Here is a 17,295-nt window from a genome sequence, read left to right on the forward strand (position 1 = left end):
AGTTAAGGAATTATTCTTTTTCCTCCTTCACTTCCACTTTATCGCCGGGCTTCAAAAGTTTCGTAACTGTATTGTAAGGGCCGGTGATCACCGTCTCCCCTACTTCCAGCCCTTCTATGATCTCAATATTTGCGTCATCCTGTATTCCGGTTTTTACCACCCGTTGTATTGCTTCCTCCCCTTCTTTAACATAGACGGTTTCTAGAAGCTGATTTGAGGACAGCTTTTCGGGGGCTCTTCCTCCCTGTGTGGAAGCTGTATCTGTTTTTACCACCACCGCGCTTATTGGCACTGCGATTACCTGATCTTTTCTATTGGTGATGATATCAACCGTGGCAGTCATTCCAGGTCTAAAGGGAGAATAATTTTCGGGGCGTCCCTCGACCAAATGTTCATAAGAATCTTTGAGGATCCTTACTTTCACCTTGAAATTCGTCACTTGATCTGCAGTGGCAGTGGCATTGGCCGAATTTGAAATAGCTGTTACCAGGCCTTTGAATTCCTGTTTTAGATAAGCATCTACCTCAACAAATGCAGAATCACCAATAGAGACTTTTACTATGTCATTTTCATTTACATCTACTTCTACTTCCATATCGGTAAGATCTGCCACCCGCATGATCTCTGTACCGGCCATTTGCTGGGTTCCCACAACCCTTTCTCCCAATTCTGCATCAAGAGATGAAATGGTGCCGCTCATGGGTGCATAGATATTTGTTCTGCCAAGGCTTTCCCTTGCTTCGTTCACACTGGCTTCGGCACTTCTTACATTGTAAAATGCTGCCTGCCGGTTCGCTTTTGCCACTTCATAGGCAGAAACGATCCTGTCCCATTCGGCTTTGGAAATGATCCCCTTTTCAAATAAGGTACGGTTACGTTCATAATTCGATTCGGCTTCTCTTAATGATGCTTCAGCCTGCGATAATCCAGATCTTACATTCTGAAGTCCGGCACGGGAACGTTCCAGGTTGGAAAGATAGATCTCCGGATTGACCCGCACCAAAAGATCACCTTTTTGCACCTGTTGTCCTTCCACTACCGGCAGTTCAATGATCTCTCCGGAAACTTCCGAAGATAATTTCACCTCTACCTCCGGCTGTATCTTCCCGGTGGCAGAAACTTTCTCAATTACATTCTGTCTTTGAACTTCTGTAATTTCTACCTCTTTATAATTTCCCGATTTTCCAAACCATCCGGCTTTCTTTCCCACCACCAGAAGCACGATGATCACCAATGCAGTTCCTGCTATTATATATATCGTTTTTTTACTCATTTTTTAAAATTTTAGATCGGTAATTGGAACCCCAAAATACAGTTCCAGTACTTTAAGCTTAAAGATGTAGTCGTATTTTGCTCTCACTACCTCGATCTCGGCATTCTCCAGGTTGAATTTCGCCTGACTAAAGTCAAAGGCGTTGGTCATCCCCACATTATATCTTTCTGTAGCATAATCGTAAGCCTGCACCTGTGCTTCCCTGGCAAGTAGTGCTGCCTCATAAGCTTTTAAAGCTCCACGGGCATCTGTATAAGCCTGATAGACATTGGCCTCCAGGTCGAGTCTTGTTTGCTCTAATTGATATTCACTGCGCAACACTCCAACCTCATTCCTTTTAACCTGGTTACGGGTGGCAAAACCATTGAAAATTGGTACGTTAAGCTGTATTCCATAAGAGATCCCGTCATTGAGCTGAAGCTGCTCAAAGAACGGAAGCGGATTTCCTATTTCTGTAGCCATATTTGGTGCTACAACAACCTCCTGCGTAGATTGAACAAATCCAATCTCACGAAAAGGCTCATCGGGATCAAGGCCTGCAGAAATAAATCTTCCCGCTCCGGATTCCCTGGTATTATAGTTGAAAAAAGCTCCCAAAGTAGGCCAGTAGGCACCTTTGGAAATTTCAAGACTCTTTTCGGAAAGGTCCCGATTCATTTCGGCAACTTTAACTTCATATCGCTCTTCTTCGGCCATATCGATCACTTCGGAAACAGGCACGTCCAGGATCTCACTTCCAAAGACATCATAATCCCGCTCCACGATATCAAAATTCTGATAATCCTTTATCAGTAACATCTGGGCAAGGGAGATAAGAGAGATCTCGATCTGGTTTTGTGCAACTATCATTCTTTGCTCCTCATTGGCAGCAGTAGCTCGTATTTCGAGCAGGTCTCCTCTTGGTAAGGAACCGGCTTCCACTAAGGCTTCCGCTCTTTCGAGCTGCTCAAGGGTGATCTGGTTCTGCGCCTGGATCACCTTCAGGTTCTCCTTATTAAACAGCACCTGCAGGTAAGCATTGGCAACAAAAAGAGCGACATCATCTTTCATCTGTTCCAGTGAATATTGACTCGCCAGTTTTGCCATTTTTGCATACTGGTATTGATTGAAGTTGCGCAGCCCGTCAAAAAGCGTCATTCCTGCAGTGACCCCGGCAGAAAAGTTACGGGTAGTCTGTGTTTGAAGAATTCCCGTTGTGACATTCTGAGTAAGTCCCGTATTCCATGAATTGGAGGCAGAAGCATTCACGCCCGGAAGAAAATTCCCGAAAGCATCAGAGATCTGTATATCGGCAAGATCTACATCAAGTTCAGATTGTTTGATGCTGATGTTTTTATCCAGTGCACGCTCTATGCACTCCTGTAGTGTCCATTCTTTTTTTTGCGCGTTTAGTAAAACAGTAAAAGAAAGGAAAACTGCAGTTAATAAAATTCTTTTCATAATTGTGGTTGTAAAATATAAGTCTTGTAGAAAGCGGTTTTGTTACAGCAGGAGCATTAAATCTATCGTGCCTGTGCCATTGGGCCGGCAGGTTTTAATTGATTCCAAACCTTGATCTTATCCTTAGAGCTAATTCCTTTCTTGACCTCTACGAAAATGCCGTCACTCACTCCCAGCTCTACATCCCTGCGCTCAAACTGCTGGTCTCCCGTAGCAACTTCCACAAAAGGCTGCTGCGTCTTAGGATCGAACTGGATCAAAGCCTCCCGCACTGCAAGTACATTTTCTGCCCTGGCAAGAATTATAGAAGCATTGGCACTCAATCCTGCCCGTATAAAAGTAGTATCGGCTTTATCAAGTCTTCCTTCGATATCGAACTGTATGGCTCCGTTCTCTTCCACTCCTTTTGGAGCAATGTAATCGAGTACCGCATTAAATGTCTTGTTCTCAATAGCTCCCACTGTCACTTCCAGCGGCAGGTTTTCCCTGATCTTACCTACTTCACTTTCATCTACTTTTCCTTCGAAGATCATTTCATTAACATCGGCCAGTGTGGCTATGGTAGTTCCATCATTGAAATTGTTACTTTCAATCACCTGGTTCCCCACCTTTACCGGCACGTCGAGCACCATACCTTCTACGGTAGAACGGATCATAGTATTGGCCGCTGTACCAAGGCCGCTGGTAGTTCCCGTACGCACGATCTCATAATTCTGTTGTGCAGACCTGTAGTTCTGCTCAGCTCTTTTAAAAGCTACCTGCGCATTGTCAAATTCATTGGCAGATATCACTCCCTTCTCAAAAAGTGATTTTTGACGCTCAAAATTTTTGGTCTCATTATCAAAATTTATTTTGGCAGTCTGCACCGCATCCTTGGCGTTTTGTAAAGAGGAAACATTCGGGATCACCCTTATCTTTGCTATCTGGTCTCCGGCTTTGATACGGTCTCCCGCCTTGATATATATTTCTTCAATAATTCCTGAAATATTGGGTTTGATCAAAACTTCTTCCTTCGGCACTATATTCCCCGTCGCAACTGTCTTTTTTACGATAGTTTGCTCTGTAGGCTCTTCGGTCTCATAAACTGTTGGATCCTCCTGATTCTTTGCATACAGGTAGTACAGTGCGCCGGTAAAAGCTACTGCGATTACAACCAGGATTAAGATCGTTACAACTCTTTTCATTCTGTTATTTATTTGTATTGATTGTTATTCTGTTCTTAAAGCGTCTACGGGTTTTATCTTAATAGCATTCTGCGCCGGAATCAGTCCGGCCAGCAGTCCCGAGATCACAAGTATAGCCAGTGCGATCATCACCACCCCCAGGTTAACCGAAGGATTCAAAAACATCATTTCTGAAGTGTCCATTCCGCTAAGGGCTTTATTGACAAGCGCTATAACTCCGGTGGCAAGAACGATACCTGCCATTCCCGATATAATTGTCAGAAAAATAGATTCCATAAGGATCTGCCCTCGTATGGCCCAGGGAGTTGCTCCCAAAGCCCTGCGGACACCTATTTCATTCGTGCGTTCCCTGACCACAATGAGCATGATATTGCTAATCCCGATTATTCCCGATAATAATACCAGGATACCCACAAAATACGCCACTCCCTTAAGAGCTATAAACAAGCCGTTGATCTTGTTATACTCCTCATAAAGGTCAAAATTCCCCACTGCACGGTCATCTTCGGGGTGAATGGAGTGCCGTGTTTTGATCACATCTATCACCTCACTTTTCAGCTCGGTAATAGAAGCTCCTTCCTTGGCCGTTATGGCCATCCAGCCCACATTATTACCCCTGTTGAAGGCTTGTGAAAAAGCTGTGAACGGCACATAGATCTGTTTCTGATTCTCTTCGGAATTACCATTGTTCCCCTTTTTCTTATAGGTTCCAATGACCATAAAATTGACGCCATTCACCTTAATGTAACTTCCCAGTACCTCCTCATCTTTGTCATAAAGCACTGTTTGCACCCCTTCGCCAATTACCGCTACTTTTCTTTTCTCGTTGATATCTGAATAATTAACAAACCTGCCCGAAGTAATATCCATAGGTTCCTGCTGAATGATCTCCGGATAGTCTCCATACACATTGAAAGCACCTGTATTGAGTCCCCTTACCACATTGTTTGCACCACCGAAGCCTCCCAATTGATTTCGTGGAGAAACGAACCTCATATCGGGTACCTCTCTCTTTATGGCATCAACATCATCAATCTTAAAGCTATAGCGTCTGCCTTTTGGAAGACCCTTATAAGGTTTTGAGGTCACCTGGGTCCACATAAACATGGAATTGGTGGCCATGCCTCCAAAACCCTGCTTTACTCCGTTTTCAAGGCCTTTTCCTGCTGCAAGGAGAATTACAAGAATAAAGATCCCCCACAACACACCAAAGGCGGTGAGCACGGTTCTAAACCAGTTGGCACTTAGTGCTTCGAGTATTTCGTCCCAGTTGTCTCTGCTAAACATGCCTATTCATCTCTTAGTGCTACAATAGGTTTGATCCTTGCTGCCCGGTAAGCAGGGAAGAACCCGGCCAACGCCCCGGCAACAACAAGGATGACCACTGTGGTAAGTGCTACTCCAAAATCCACCGAAGGATTTGCTATATAATTAGTCTCAATCATTGGTCCAACAAGCTCAAGAAGAGCAAGACTGCCTATAAGCCCTACAAGACCCGCAATGGCTGTTACGAATATAGATTCGTGCAACACCATACCTACAATGGACCAGGGCTCTGCTCCCAGGGCTTTTCTAACTCCAATTTCCCTGGTTCTCTCCTTCACAATGATCAACATGATATTACTTACGCCTACAATACCGGCGATGATGGTGCAGATACCCACTCCCCAGAAGAAGAACTTTATCATGTCCATGAGGTCGTAAAAACGCTTTGCATTCTCAAGGGAATTGTTAATATTAATTGCCCGGGTATCTTCGGGGGCTACAGAATGCTGTTCCTTAAGAAATTGCTGTAACTCTGCAGAAAATTTATTTGAAGCCGCCAAAGCCGACTCAAAATTATCCTCTTTTCCAAGGGTAAAGGCCATGTTGTTTATATTGTTCTGCCCATTAAAAACCCTTTGTCCTGTAGATAATGGTACATAAACCCTGTTCTCTTCGCGTTCCCCGCCGGGATCGCTAAAGACCCCAATTACTTTAAAATTAATTCCTGAAATTTCCACATATTTTCCAACCGGATCTACCTCCTTAAAAAGATCATTTTTTACAACCTTTCCAATAACAGCTACTTTTTCATAGTTCTGGTGATCCTGATAGTTCAAAAATCGCCCCTGCATAAGAGGAGTGTTTTCCAGAAATTGATAATCGGGTAAAACACCTTCAACCCTATAGGAACCTGTTTCCTTTTTATAGTCCACAACACCATTCCAGATCCTGTAAACGGCCGACTTATATTCCAGTTCGTCGATGTATTTCTGAGCAGTGGACTGGAAGTCTGCATTTTTCAACTGTATCTGCCGCCCCGGATTCAAACCTTTATATTCCACAGCGGTTCTTCCCGTCCACACATAAAGAATATTGGCCGCGTCCTGCTCAAATTCGGCTGAAATTCCATTTCTCATGCCCTGACCTATGCCAAGAAGGATGACAAGGATAAAGATTCCGGAAGCCACAGAAAGCCCGGTAAGGAACGTCCGCAATTTATTCTTGCGTATCGTCTCAAAGATTTCCTCCCAACGTTCAAGATCAAACATGCTGCAGTGCCTTTACCTGATCAACCTTTCTGTCGTCTATGATCACCCCATCCTTAAGATTAACGATGCGTTTGGTCATTTCGGCTATATCATGCTCGTGAGTAACTATAAGAATGGTTCGACCTTCTTCGTTGATCTTTTGAATAAGGTCCATTACCTCGTAAGAAGTTTTTGTATCCAGTGCCCCCGTAGGTTCATCGGCCAGCAGTACTTTTGGATCACTCGCCAGGGCCCTGGCTATTGCCACCCTTTGCTTTTGTCCGCCGGAGAGTTCATTAGGCAGGTGTTGTGCCCAGGCTGTAAGCCCTACTTTGTCAAGGTAAGCCATAGCTCTTTCCAGCCTCTCTTTACGTTTCATGCCCTGGTAATAAAGCGGAAGTGCTACATTATCAAGTGCAGTTTTATAATTGATAAGATTAAAAGACTGAAAGACAAAACCGAGGAACCTGTTGCGGTACCTGGCAGCTATTTTCTCATTAAGATTCTTTATAGGAACACCATCAAGAGTATAGGAACCCTGATCTGCTTCATCAAGCATCCCCAGAATATTGAGCAAGGTGGATTTGCCTGAACCGGAGGACCCCATGATAGACACCAGTTCTCCTTCGGCTACATTAAAATTTATTCCTTTAAGAACGTGCAGGGTATTGCTTCCCGTCTTATAGGATTTATGTAAGTCTTTAATTTCGATCATTCCGGGAATTATTGCATTTCACATATGGTGTCCATCCATTAGACTTTTAAAAAGTCGAAATGTTACATTATTCCCGGAAAGTTTCAGAAATGATATGAAAGAATGACTACTGCTCCTCTGTCCTGCTCTTTCTGCGGGACTTCCAGATAAAGTAAGCCACGCCGGCCATTAGCAAATAAGGAAAGACCATAAGGTACACTATCCCGTCGTTAATACCCTCTGCAGCAGCCTGCCCTTCTTCAGTTTCCAGGACCGCACGACACATGGCACATTGGGCAGAAGCTTCAAAAGAAATTAGAAGGCTCAACAATAGAAATATGGAGATCTTATACTTCATCTTTTTTAATAATAGGGCGCCATAAATACGTAAACCAAAACTCCTGTAATGGCAACATATAACCAGACAGGGAAAGTATAGCGGGCGATCTTCCTGTGTTTAACCACCTCGCCTGTCAACCCTCTGTACATGGTGAACAATACCAGCGGAACAATAATGGCAGACAATAAAATATGGGTAATAAGGATAAAGAAATACAGGTAGCGTAATATACCCTCGCCCCCATAGGGAACCGGTTCATTACTTATTTTTGATATTACATAGCTAATAAGAAAAACCGTAGATAAAAAGAATGCAGAGATCATAAGGTTACGATGCCACGACAATTCCTTTTTTCTCATACTCACATATCCTCCAATTAAAAGTACGGCTGTGAAAAAATTAAGTACTGCGTGAAAAAGTGGAAAATTTTTAAAACCTGTTCCTAAAAGCTCATACCGCTCCGGCAAATACATAAGAATTAGCACCAGCACCGGCACTACAATGGACACGACCAGGATGGCCGGCACCATTACTCTATCTGCTTTTTTACTTATCATTAATAAGCTTTTTTGTATCTGCAATTAGAATATCAATTTGCGGCTCCTCTTCTCCCGGCTCCACAATAGCTTTACGGGGAACAGACCCACGATAATAAACTATGGGATTCCCAAAGCGATCCTTACGTGACCTGATGTAGCCTTCCCTGTCAACCAGCGCAAAATATCCCGAGTGAGCAAACCCACCGGCAGCATTTTCATCTTCGCCCGCGTAAATATTAAATCCTGAATTCGCCAATTCATAGATCTTATCCCTTTCACCGGTAAGCAAATGCCAGTTAGAGTGAGTAATATTTTTAGCCTCTGCATACTCGTTAAGTACTTCGGGAGTATCATGAGTAGGGTCAATGCTGAAGGATGCTATTCCAAAATCCTCATTACCTGCAAAAATATCCTGCACCTGTACCAGGTTGTCTTTCATAATAGGACAGATAGTAGGACAGGTAGAAAAAAAGAATTCGGCTATATAAACCTTCCCCTCATAATCTTCATTGGTAACAGTTTCCCCGTGCTGATCAATAAATTCGAAATCGGGCACTTTCTTTCGCTCCTCATTGACCATGATATAAACCAGCTCCTCACCTGCAGCTGCACGTTCGGCCTGCCCATCAGAACGATTTGAAGTTACAACTTCGGTATCCTGTACCCGATCAATTATCTCGGGGACCACGATGATCCCAAAGATCAATATCACGAGGGAAATCCCTATGTAAGAGTAGTTTTTCATTTGATCTATTCTATACCTTCTTTTTTATACTTCTTAAGTTCCAGCCTGTATTCTGCCAGGATCACCTTGACATCATCATTCATTTTATTGTTAAGCACATACAGGGAAGTAGTATCATATCCAAATAGTGGTTTTCCATCATCATCTTCATCCCGGCCCCGTAGCTTTCCGTTTTTATCTACAATAAACACATAAGGGGTAGAAAGATCATTGGAAAGTTCAAGATCTGTTTCCAGGCTGTCATATAATTTCTGAATCTCCTGAGGAGAAGCGAAGACAAATTTCCACTTTTTAAGATCAATGACCTGGGAGATCTTTTCTTTTAGCAGCTCCAGCTGGGATTCGCTGCCTTCGGGAACTACAGATACAAACTGAAAATCATTGAACTCTGCATAAGGATCGTAGATCTTTTCGGCCAGGTGATATGCATTGGTCAGATACCCGAGAGGGTCTACACCGGGAAAATTAAGAATGGTGATCTTTCCCTCAAAAGTGGCCTCCTCCCCTCCTTCGGGTTCACCAATGGTTTTTAATGGATAGATCTCCTGAGTAAGCACCGGTAAACGGGCAAAATTATTGACTCCCGAAGCAAAAAAAAGATATGCAACAAGTGGAAGTGCAAAAAGGACAATAATGACAAAGAATTTTTTCATACTACCTCTCCCGAAGTTGGGCACAAAAATAAAAAAAGGCGGTTTTATAACCGCCTTTCTATCGTGTTTTAACTTTTAAAAATCCCAGGCTATTTGCTCCCTCTGCATGACCTCATAAACATAGTCCCCTTCTGTGAGCAAAATGAATATCAGGTAGACGATGAGAAAACCTGCGGTCCATACTACAGACCTTCTTAAGCCTTTTGTTTCACCCTCCATGTGCATGAACGCCCAGGTGATATAATAAGCCTTCCAGATCGTAAGAACAATAAAGATCCAGTTGATCAACTTAAGGCTGATGAAATAGGTGTGTACCAGAAAGTCAGGTTTGATAATTCCCAAGATTACCTCAACCAGGGTGATCACAGAAAGTATGATGAATACTGTCCAGATCCTTTTTGTACTAGATTCGTGTGCGTGTGTAGTATCGTGTGCCATTTTATTCTGTATTCCTGATTATACCAAATAGAAGAAAGTAAATACAAATACCCATACAAGATCCACAAAGTGCCAGTATAGTCCAACCTTTTCTACCATTTCATAATGTCCCCTTCTCTCATAGGTTCCAATAAGGACATTAAAGAAAATAATAATATTGATCAATACTCCCGTTAATACGTGGAATCCATGAAAACCTGTAATAAAGAAGAAGAAGTCTCCAAAGAGCGGATGCCCATATTCATTCTTTTGTAGGTTGGCCCCTTCGATAATGCCAATCCCTTCATTCTGCAGTTTTGCCATTGAAGCCTGCCGTGTGAGAATTACTTTCTCTCCGGTTTCTGTCAGCTCCTGGGTTCTTACATGGAGATTTGGATTAGCCTCAAATCCTGCAAGTACATCCTCCATAGTATAACGTGGAAGAGTAGGTTCATCAACAAACCATAATCCATTTGTACGTTCGTGCAGCACTCTTTCGGCAGGAGCAGCCGTCACGAAATCGGCAAGAGCTACCCGTTCCCCGTCATCATTTACGAACTGGAGTATATTTCCTCCTCTGGTTTCTATAGCACCGTAGGTTCCCTGGATAAAATTCTTCCATTCCCAGGCTTGTGAGCCAAGGAAAATAATACCTCCAATGATGGTAAGCAACATGTAAAAAGTTACTTTTCCTTTTTTCATCTGGTGCCCTGCATCTACTGCAAGAACCATTGTCACCGAAGAAAAGATAAGAATAAAGGTCATCAAAGCCACATAATACATAGGAGCATCTACTCCATGCAGAAACGGAAAGTGATTGAAAACCTCATCGGCGATAGGCCAACTATCAGAAAATTTATATCTCGCAAAACCGTAAGAAGCAAGAAAGCCGGAGAAAGTAAGAGCATCAGATAAGATGAAGAACCACATCATCAGTTTTCCGTAGCTTACTTTCAGGGGTTGATTCCCTCCGCCCCAGGTTTTTCCTTCAGTACCTGTTCTAATAACAGTAGTTTCCATAGAAAGAATTGATTTTTTTTAAAGTATGGGCAAAAATAGGTTTTTTATTTATCTAAAGAAATATAAAAAGAAAAACAGGTATATCCAAAGGGCGTCTACGAAGTGCCAATAGGTGGCACCAAGTTCTAAGCCAAGAGTTTGACCCGGATAATACCGCTGTTTAAAATGATTATAAATTATTACAAAAAGTACAACAATCCCCCCAATTAAATGCACCAAATGTGATCCAACTATTAAATAAAGGAAAGAAGTGGTAACACTACTGGTACTTCCGGTAAAGAAATATCCTGTCGCCAGGAGCTCCTGTGCACTAAGTACTTGGAGAGCAATAAATACAAAACTCAGGATCAAAGTTGCCCATAAACCGGCAGTAGCCATAGAGCGATCTCCTCTTTTTACTGCTTTTTCGGCCAGATGGATCGTTACACTACTTATAAAAATGACCACAGTACTCCATATGAAAGTTGAAGGTAACTGGAGCTCCGAGAGCCAGTCTGGCCTGTTAGTACTTACCACATAAGCGCTGGTTAGACCGGCAAACATCATCGCCATACTTATGATCCCGAACCAAAGCATCATTTTCTTAGCTCGCTCCTGCTTATGCTGATTAGTTCCCTGTGTTAAATCCATATTCGAATTAATTTATCTAAAACATATATTATTTGAAGCAAAGTAATGTAAGAAACGCTCGCAAACATCAGTTTCTTTGCAGATCTCTCATCACGATTGCGATATAACTGCACCGCGTAATACAACATTCCAAGCCCTAATATGAATACCAGTACTGCCGACAATGGGGTAATATAAAGAGCACCCGTCATTCCGGTTACCGGAATAAGAGACACGATCACAGTCCATACGGTGTAAAGCACTATTTGTACTGCAGTTCCTTTATCTCTTTTGCCCGTGGGAAGCATAAAAAATCCTCCTTTAGCATAATCATCATAGAGCCACCAGCCTAAAGCCCAGAAATGAGGAAACTGCCAGAAGAACTGGATCATAAAAAGCGTCCCGGGTTCAATACCAAAATTTCCGGTTGCCGCCACCCATCCCAACATAAAAGGAATAGCTCCGGGAAAGGCTCCAACAAATACAGATAAGGGGGTTTTTGTCTTTAAGGGTGTATAAACACTCACATATAAAAATATACTAATCGCTCCAAACATTGCTGTTTTAGGATTGATAAGATAAAGTATGATCAATCCTGTGACCGTTAAAGAGCTGGCAATAAAAAATGCTGTATTCACAGTCATCCTTCCGCTGGGCACCGGCCTGTTACGGGTTCGCTTCATCAAAAGATCCAGATCTTTTTCAAGGATCTGGTTATAGGCATTGGATGCCCCCACAAGACAGTAACCTCCAATGGATAGCATAATAACTGTGAGAAGATCAATAGACTCAGCTCCTAAAAAGTAACCGGCAACAGAAGAAAAGACAACACTAATGGCCAGTCTTACTTTAGTTACCTCCTTAAGATCGCTTATTAGTGAAACTGAAGAAGTATGTACCTGGGTATTTTCCAAAAAGGGCAATTTTGGCGCAAAGATACTTCTTAATTGTTTTTTCACAAGAATCTACACCCGTTAAATTTTAAAGACGCCCAAAAAATAAAGTTTGATTTTCAGGGATTTACCTTGCTACAAATCGAAATACCAGTTAAAGATATCTGTACGCAAACCTATATTGAACCAATAGGTGCCTGTATCAAAATTATGACTTGTATTTACTTCAGGATCAAAGTGGCGGTAGATAAAGCTTCCGAAGAATTTCAGATTGGTCGCGGGATTAATGATATATCCTGCTTCAGTTTCAGCATAAAACACATTAGTAGTATTGCCTTGTCCTATTCTCACTCCCGTTTCCAGGGGACGATCTTCTTCGCTTCTGTAAATATTTCCGCCGTAATAATCTCCGTCTTCAAAATAATCAAAGCCCCTCTCGCCATAAATAGCTTTCACATGCCCGTAATACCTGCCGGTATTGTACCTCGCAATACCAATTAACTCACGGAAGTTGGCACCCCACAAATGAGCCATAGACTGGTTTGTATGGCCGTAATTAAGCGTAATAGTGTTATGACTATAGGTATATGGCCTCACCTGATTATATTCCAATTGGAGGTAGAGATCGTTTATATTGAATGCATTGAAATATTTTGTTCCCAATTGAAAGCCGTGTTTATTTTTCCAGCTTCCCTCGCCATCAAAAACATCAGTCGAAGAAAATTCATCGATGAGCCACTGGCCATAGGTAATAAAATGATCATTCCACTTGTATTTCCCGGTAAGACCTATGATCGCATTTCCGGACTGAGCACCGGTGGAGAATTCTATAGCCCTGTAAAAAATCACGGGGTTCAGGTAGTTAAGATCGAACCCCCGGTCGTTATCATTCTCCCAAAGCACAGATTCAAAGAAGCCGATATTTAGTTTTTTGGTCACATTATAGCTCAGGTAATGGTTCGCCATGAATTTTGTACGATAGGAACCTTCCCCGGTAACCTCTGGTCTTACATCGCGAAGTGACATCCAGGTATTAGTATATTTTACTTTCCAGAAAGTGGTATTCAGCTTAAAAAAAGGATAGGGAGCAGCAACATCACTCAGCAGAAGAGAACGGTAACCGTCCCCAATAAAATTTTTTCCATGACCAAACTGTAAATTGAAGTATTTACCGGGACTATAGGAAAGATATCCTTCTGCCACAGGATAATCATAGGCCTGTCCCATGAAGGCCTTGGCAATACCACGACCGGGTATAATGGCACGCCCCTCGCTTCCGGGTCTTATTGATTCTGCATAGTGGTTAAAATAATCTGCAAACCTTCCCTGGCTTTCGTAAACTACAGAGTAGAAGTTCAGATTTTTCCCCAGCCCTCCCTGGAAAATAGCTGCCCGGGTATTGTTATAGGTTACATCAAGATCGCTGTCAAAGTCTTTTCCCACCTGCAGGTCCAGAGCAAAATCAACAGTGAACCAGTAATCCTCAGTCTGAAACTTAAACAGGTGCTCGTTCCAGATCTTTCTTCCAATCCAGCTTTCAGCCGGTTTTTGCAAGGACTGAATTTCAGCTTCAAAATCGTAATAAGGCTGAACTTCGGAATAAAGAAAAGGTTTGGAAGCGGAATGAAAATTAGTTCCCACCCGGTTTACTTCAGCCTCAAATCTGCTATACAGCTCATGGGATAGCGGAATATTTATGTCACTGGAAGCTCTTGGGTTTTCAAACTCCTTTGTTTTTATTTGGTCGTATTCCTCTGTGACCGGCACCCGGGCAACAGGTGACGGCTGAGTTTTATTGATCACTTCCAACTCCTTCTCTGCAGCAGGCTCTGTCATTTCTATGGGAATTCGAACAGGCATTCGAAACTGCATATGTATCGCCCTGCTGTTGTAAGTTGCAGGAGCAATTTGAGGTAGGGTCTCAAAAATGCGATTTATCTCTTCCTTTAATTCAGGATAAGCAGCGTCGACGTAATTAATGAGAAATTCCCCTTCCCGGTTAACCTCAAACAAAACGACCAGCTCTCCGCTGTAATTAGCTTCCGAAACTACTGATGGAAGCTGAAATTCCTCTCTGATCTTATTTTTCAGCGTCCTGCTAAAGCATTCTTCTTCCCCTTTGAACTCCACATTTTCACACTCGGGAAATTTGGGAAATCTTTCGGGATCTCCCCGGAAGGTCTGGGAAATGGAAATTATAGGAAAAAGCAGGATGAGGAGCGGGTACAATTTTATCATATCCTTCGGTACACTGAATGGATTACCGGGGAAAGATACATTTTTTTGATTATCTGGCGTATTTTCCTGCAAGCAAAAAAGTGGCTGTCATAAAAGTATGCAATAAATTCATCCTGATTTTCTTTCAGAATCTCAACCGGTTGAAAATTCAATTCAATTAGAAGCTGAAACAAATTCAGCCTGACGAAAAACACTTTTTAGACAGCCACTTCTATCTTCAGCAGTATTTTAATTTTGGACTTTAAGGGTAATTAAAAGAGAGTAGATCACCCCTACTGGTACGCCGGCCTGTTTCCCCGGGATCATGTCGGGGAAGGTATTTACAACCCGAATAGCTTCCTCTTCCAGTTTTGTATGAGGTCCACGGGCTCCTATCACAGCCACAGAACCATCGGGCTGAATTTTAAAGCTCACGTAGATCCTGTACACACCCTTTAAACCCAATTCTCCTCCAAGATTGGAATCAAAGCTGCGCCCAACAAGTTTATTTACTTTTTCACTCATGCATTGCCTGCGGGCCTCATTGCCTTTGACTGTTTCACAACCCGGAAAAACTGGAACTTCTTCTACAGAGAGTATATTATAATCTTTTATCTCTTCTTCTTCTTCAATGATTTTAACGTCCTTCACCTCAGCAATGGGCTCATCTGTGGCCTCGGTAGACGCTACTTTGGTTTCCTCAATATCGGGATCATCTTCAATGATAATTTCCCGTGTAAGTACCTGTGGCGGCTCAGGCGGTTTCACCTCCTCTATCACTGTGAAGGGAACATCGACTTCTTCAAAGCCATCCATGCTGACAAGATCATTCTGATAATTCTCCTTGTCCTCAACACCCCATTCAATAAGCTGCCATACCAGGAGAAGGGAAAGAATGAGTCCAATTTGAAAAAATAAAATGCTTTTCCTGGATAGATCTGCCTGTTTGTTTTTCTTACTTTCCATAATTATATATTTAAAGATTAATAGCCACCACAGAATAAACGCATAAAAACAACAGAGGATTTGTTATTTTCTTACACAGTCTTCAACAACCGGACCGAACAGCAGCAGATCTCATTTTTTCTTACATATTTTTCCTACACAATCATTTTCCTGGATTTACGACATAAAAAAACCCGCACCAGTTGGTGCGGGTTATATACAATTTCAATATGGATCTTAGTCCTGAACCCTAAAGGTAATAGGCAGGGAGTAAAGTACTCCAACCGGCTGACCCCTTTGTTTTCCGGGCTGCATCTTAGGTAACATGTTTACAACACGCTCAGCTTCCTGCTGTAGGCGAGGGTGCGGTGCACGTGCTCCAAGAACAGTTACCGTACCGTTTTTCTCAATCCTGAACTGAACGTAGATCCTGTTGATCCCGCTTAACCCAAGATCACTACCAAGTCCGGTATTAAATCTACGGTTAACAAACTCATTGATCTTTTCACTCATACAGTCCTTACGGGCCTGGTTGTTTCTTTGATTTTCACATCCCGGAAATACAGGCACATCTTCAATAACGGCAAACGGAACATCCCCAATTTCTTCTTCTTCTTCAACAACCTCTACCTCCTTAACTTCCACGATCTCGTCCTGATTAGTTTCAGTAGATTCGATCACAGTCTCTTCCACTTCTTCCTCATCTTCGACGATCTCAATAACCTCGGGAGCTGGTGGCGGTGGTGGCGGTGGCGGTGGCGGTGGGGTATTCAATTCGGTGATTGGCACATCTTCCTCTTCAAAGGCATCCATATCTACCATTCCGGTATCTATATCATCCCTGTCATAGGTTTTCCACTCAATCGCCCTCCAGGTAATAAAAAGCATCACGATCATTCCAATCTGGAAGAACAGAACACTTCTCCTGGATAAATCAGCTTTTGGGTTCTTTTTGGGTTTCATAATTCCGTTTTAATTATAGGTTGGCTAAAATAATTATTTTTTCATTAAATCTAAATTAATCTTAGCTTTTAACCTGATTAGATAATCCTTCACAATCCGCACTGCAAATCCGGCGATAATAACACCAAAAGTATTCGCCAGGATGTCGTAAAGATCGAGCTCGCGGTAACTTGTCAATACATCCTGAAGAACCTCAATAAAAATGCCAAACACTATTGAAGCTACAGAAATAATAGCCAGTCTCCACATAATACCCTTTTCTCCAAAAGAAAAGATCCCGAAGAGCATCCATAACAGTGCTAAACCGAAGTAAGCCCCGGCATGCATGACCTTGTCACTCATCCCCAGATCTTTTACAGGGGTATCTGCCAGATTGATGAGAGAAAGATATAGAATTAAGCCGGTATAAACCAGCGCTATGGTAAAAAGTAGAAGTTTAACCTTCAATAATTTTTGAATAATCTTCGGCACTTAGCAGATCATCGACCTGTGAAGCGTCGCTAAATCTTATTTTTACCATCCAACCTTCACCGTAAGGATCGGAGTTTACTTTTTCGGGTTCATCTTCAAGGCTCTCATTGAATTCAATGATCTCACCTGAAAGAGGAGAAAAAAGATCAGATACGGTTTTTACTGCTTCAACAGTTCCAAAAACCTCTTCCCGCTCCAGGGTTTCATCTACTGTTTCAACCTCTACATAAACGATATCCCCAAGCTCACCCTGGGCAAAATCTGTTATACCTACTGTAGCGACATCCCCTTCAATTTTCACCCATTCGTGATCATTGGTGTACTTTAAATCCTTTGGAATTTTCATGGTTAGTTATTTAGTATAGCAAAGTTAGTTTTT

The 17,295-nt window shown here is 42.4% G+C and carries 19 protein-coding genes; all 19 read right to left on the reverse strand.

Annotated features, from left to right (window positions below):
• Nucleotides 1–10 precede the first annotated feature (10 nt).
• Nucleotides 11–1,273: an efflux RND transporter periplasmic adaptor subunit gene (locus tag G564_RS0110395; protein ID WP_029037614.1), complete on the reverse strand. Its 1,263-nt coding sequence runs from the start codon at nt 1,271–1,273 to the stop codon at nt 11–13.
• Nucleotides 1,274–1,276: 3 nt separating this feature from the next.
• Nucleotides 1,277–2,713, reverse strand: coding sequence for a TolC family protein (locus G564_RS0110400; protein WP_029037615.1), 1,437 nt, complete (start codon nt 2,711–2,713; stop codon nt 1,277–1,279).
• A 62-nt stretch (nt 2,714–2,775) separates the two neighbouring features.
• Entirely contained in the window at nt 2,776–3,897 is a 1,122-nt protein-coding gene (locus G564_RS0110405) for an efflux RND transporter periplasmic adaptor subunit (protein ID WP_029037616.1), read from the reverse strand.
• A gap of 24 nt (nt 3,898–3,921) precedes the next feature.
• Nucleotides 3,922–5,184: an ABC transporter permease gene (locus G564_RS0110410; protein WP_029037617.1), complete on the reverse strand. Its 1,263-nt coding sequence runs from the start codon at nt 5,182–5,184 to the stop codon at nt 3,922–3,924.
• Nucleotides 5,185–5,186: 2 nt separating this feature from the next.
• Nucleotides 5,187–6,431 (reverse strand): ABC transporter permease, encoded by a 1,245-nt coding sequence (locus G564_RS0110415; RefSeq protein WP_029037618.1) that lies wholly within the window; start codon nt 6,429–6,431, stop codon nt 5,187–5,189.
• Nucleotides 6,424–7,125, reverse strand: a complete 702-nt coding sequence (locus G564_RS0110420; RefSeq protein WP_029037619.1) for an ABC transporter ATP-binding protein — start codon at nt 7,123–7,125, stop codon at nt 6,424–6,426. The genes G564_RS0110415 and G564_RS0110420 overlap by 8 nt, the downstream gene beginning before the upstream one ends.
• A 106-nt stretch (nt 7,126–7,231) precedes the next feature.
• On the reverse strand, nt 7,232–7,462 hold the full coding sequence (locus G564_RS0110425; protein WP_029037620.1) for a hypothetical protein: 231 nt from the start codon (nt 7,460–7,462) through the stop codon (nt 7,232–7,234).
• A 5-nt stretch (nt 7,463–7,467) separates the two neighbouring features.
• The gene (locus G564_RS0110430) at nt 7,468–8,001 is read right to left on the reverse strand and encodes a DUF420 domain-containing protein (RefSeq protein WP_029037621.1); all 534 of its coding nucleotides are present in this window, start codon (nt 7,999–8,001) and stop codon (nt 7,468–7,470) included.
• Entirely contained in the window at nt 7,991–8,728 is a 738-nt protein-coding gene (locus G564_RS0110435; protein ID WP_029037622.1) for an SCO family protein, read from the reverse strand. Before G564_RS0110435 ends, G564_RS0110430 begins: the two co-directional genes overlap by 11 nt.
• Before the next feature lie 5 nt (nt 8,729–8,733).
• Nucleotides 8,734–9,381: a membrane protein gene (locus G564_RS0110440; RefSeq protein ID WP_029037623.1), complete on the reverse strand. Its 648-nt coding sequence runs from the start codon at nt 9,379–9,381 to the stop codon at nt 8,734–8,736.
• Between the two features lie 75 nt (nt 9,382–9,456).
• A complete protein-coding gene (locus G564_RS0110445) occupies nt 9,457–9,819 on the reverse strand; it encodes a cytochrome C oxidase subunit IV family protein (protein ID WP_029037624.1) in 363 nt (120 codons plus the stop codon).
• Between the two features lie 18 nt (nt 9,820–9,837).
• Nucleotides 9,838–10,818, reverse strand: a complete 981-nt coding sequence (locus G564_RS0110450) for a cytochrome c oxidase subunit 3 (RefSeq protein ID WP_029037625.1) — start codon at nt 10,816–10,818, stop codon at nt 9,838–9,840.
• A 48-nt stretch (nt 10,819–10,866) separates the two neighbouring features.
• Nucleotides 10,867–11,448 carry a cytochrome c oxidase subunit 3 gene (locus tag G564_RS0110455; protein ID WP_029037626.1) on the reverse strand — a complete coding sequence of 194 codons (582 nt, stop codon included), beginning with the start codon at nt 11,446–11,448 and terminating at the stop codon, nt 10,867–10,869.
• Nucleotides 11,439–12,341 (reverse strand): heme o synthase, encoded by a 903-nt coding sequence (gene cyoE / locus G564_RS0110460; RefSeq protein WP_029037627.1) that lies wholly within the window; start codon nt 12,339–12,341, stop codon nt 11,439–11,441. Before cyoE ends, G564_RS0110455 begins: the two co-directional genes overlap by 10 nt.
• A gap of 114 nt (nt 12,342–12,455) precedes the next feature.
• Nucleotides 12,456–14,558 (reverse strand): hypothetical protein, encoded by a 2,103-nt coding sequence (locus tag G564_RS0110465; protein ID WP_037373849.1) that lies wholly within the window; start codon nt 14,556–14,558, stop codon nt 12,456–12,458.
• A 228-nt stretch (nt 14,559–14,786) separates the two neighbouring features.
• On the reverse strand, nt 14,787–15,503 hold the full coding sequence (locus G564_RS0110475) for an energy transducer TonB (protein WP_029037629.1): 717 nt from the start codon (nt 15,501–15,503) through the stop codon (nt 14,787–14,789).
• Nucleotides 15,504–15,719: 216 nt separating this feature from the next.
• A complete protein-coding gene (locus tag G564_RS0110480) occupies nt 15,720–16,445 on the reverse strand; it encodes an energy transducer TonB (RefSeq protein WP_029037630.1) in 726 nt (241 codons plus the stop codon).
• Nucleotides 16,446–16,478: 33 nt separating this feature from the next.
• Nucleotides 16,479–16,892 (reverse strand): VanZ family protein, encoded by a 414-nt coding sequence (locus G564_RS0110485; protein ID WP_051205395.1) that lies wholly within the window; start codon nt 16,890–16,892, stop codon nt 16,479–16,481.
• Nucleotides 16,882–17,262 carry a glycine cleavage system protein GcvH gene (gene gcvH, locus G564_RS0110490; protein WP_029037632.1) on the reverse strand — a complete coding sequence of 127 codons (381 nt, stop codon included), beginning with the start codon at nt 17,260–17,262 and terminating at the stop codon, nt 16,882–16,884. Before gcvH ends, G564_RS0110485 begins: the two co-directional genes overlap by 11 nt.
• Nucleotides 17,263–17,295: the final 33 nt, after the last annotated feature.

It is taken from the genome of Salinimicrobium xinjiangense DSM 19287, from assembly GCF_000423585.1.
GTDB classification, from domain to species: domain Bacteria; phylum Bacteroidota; class Bacteroidia; order Flavobacteriales; family Flavobacteriaceae; genus Salinimicrobium; species Salinimicrobium xinjiangense.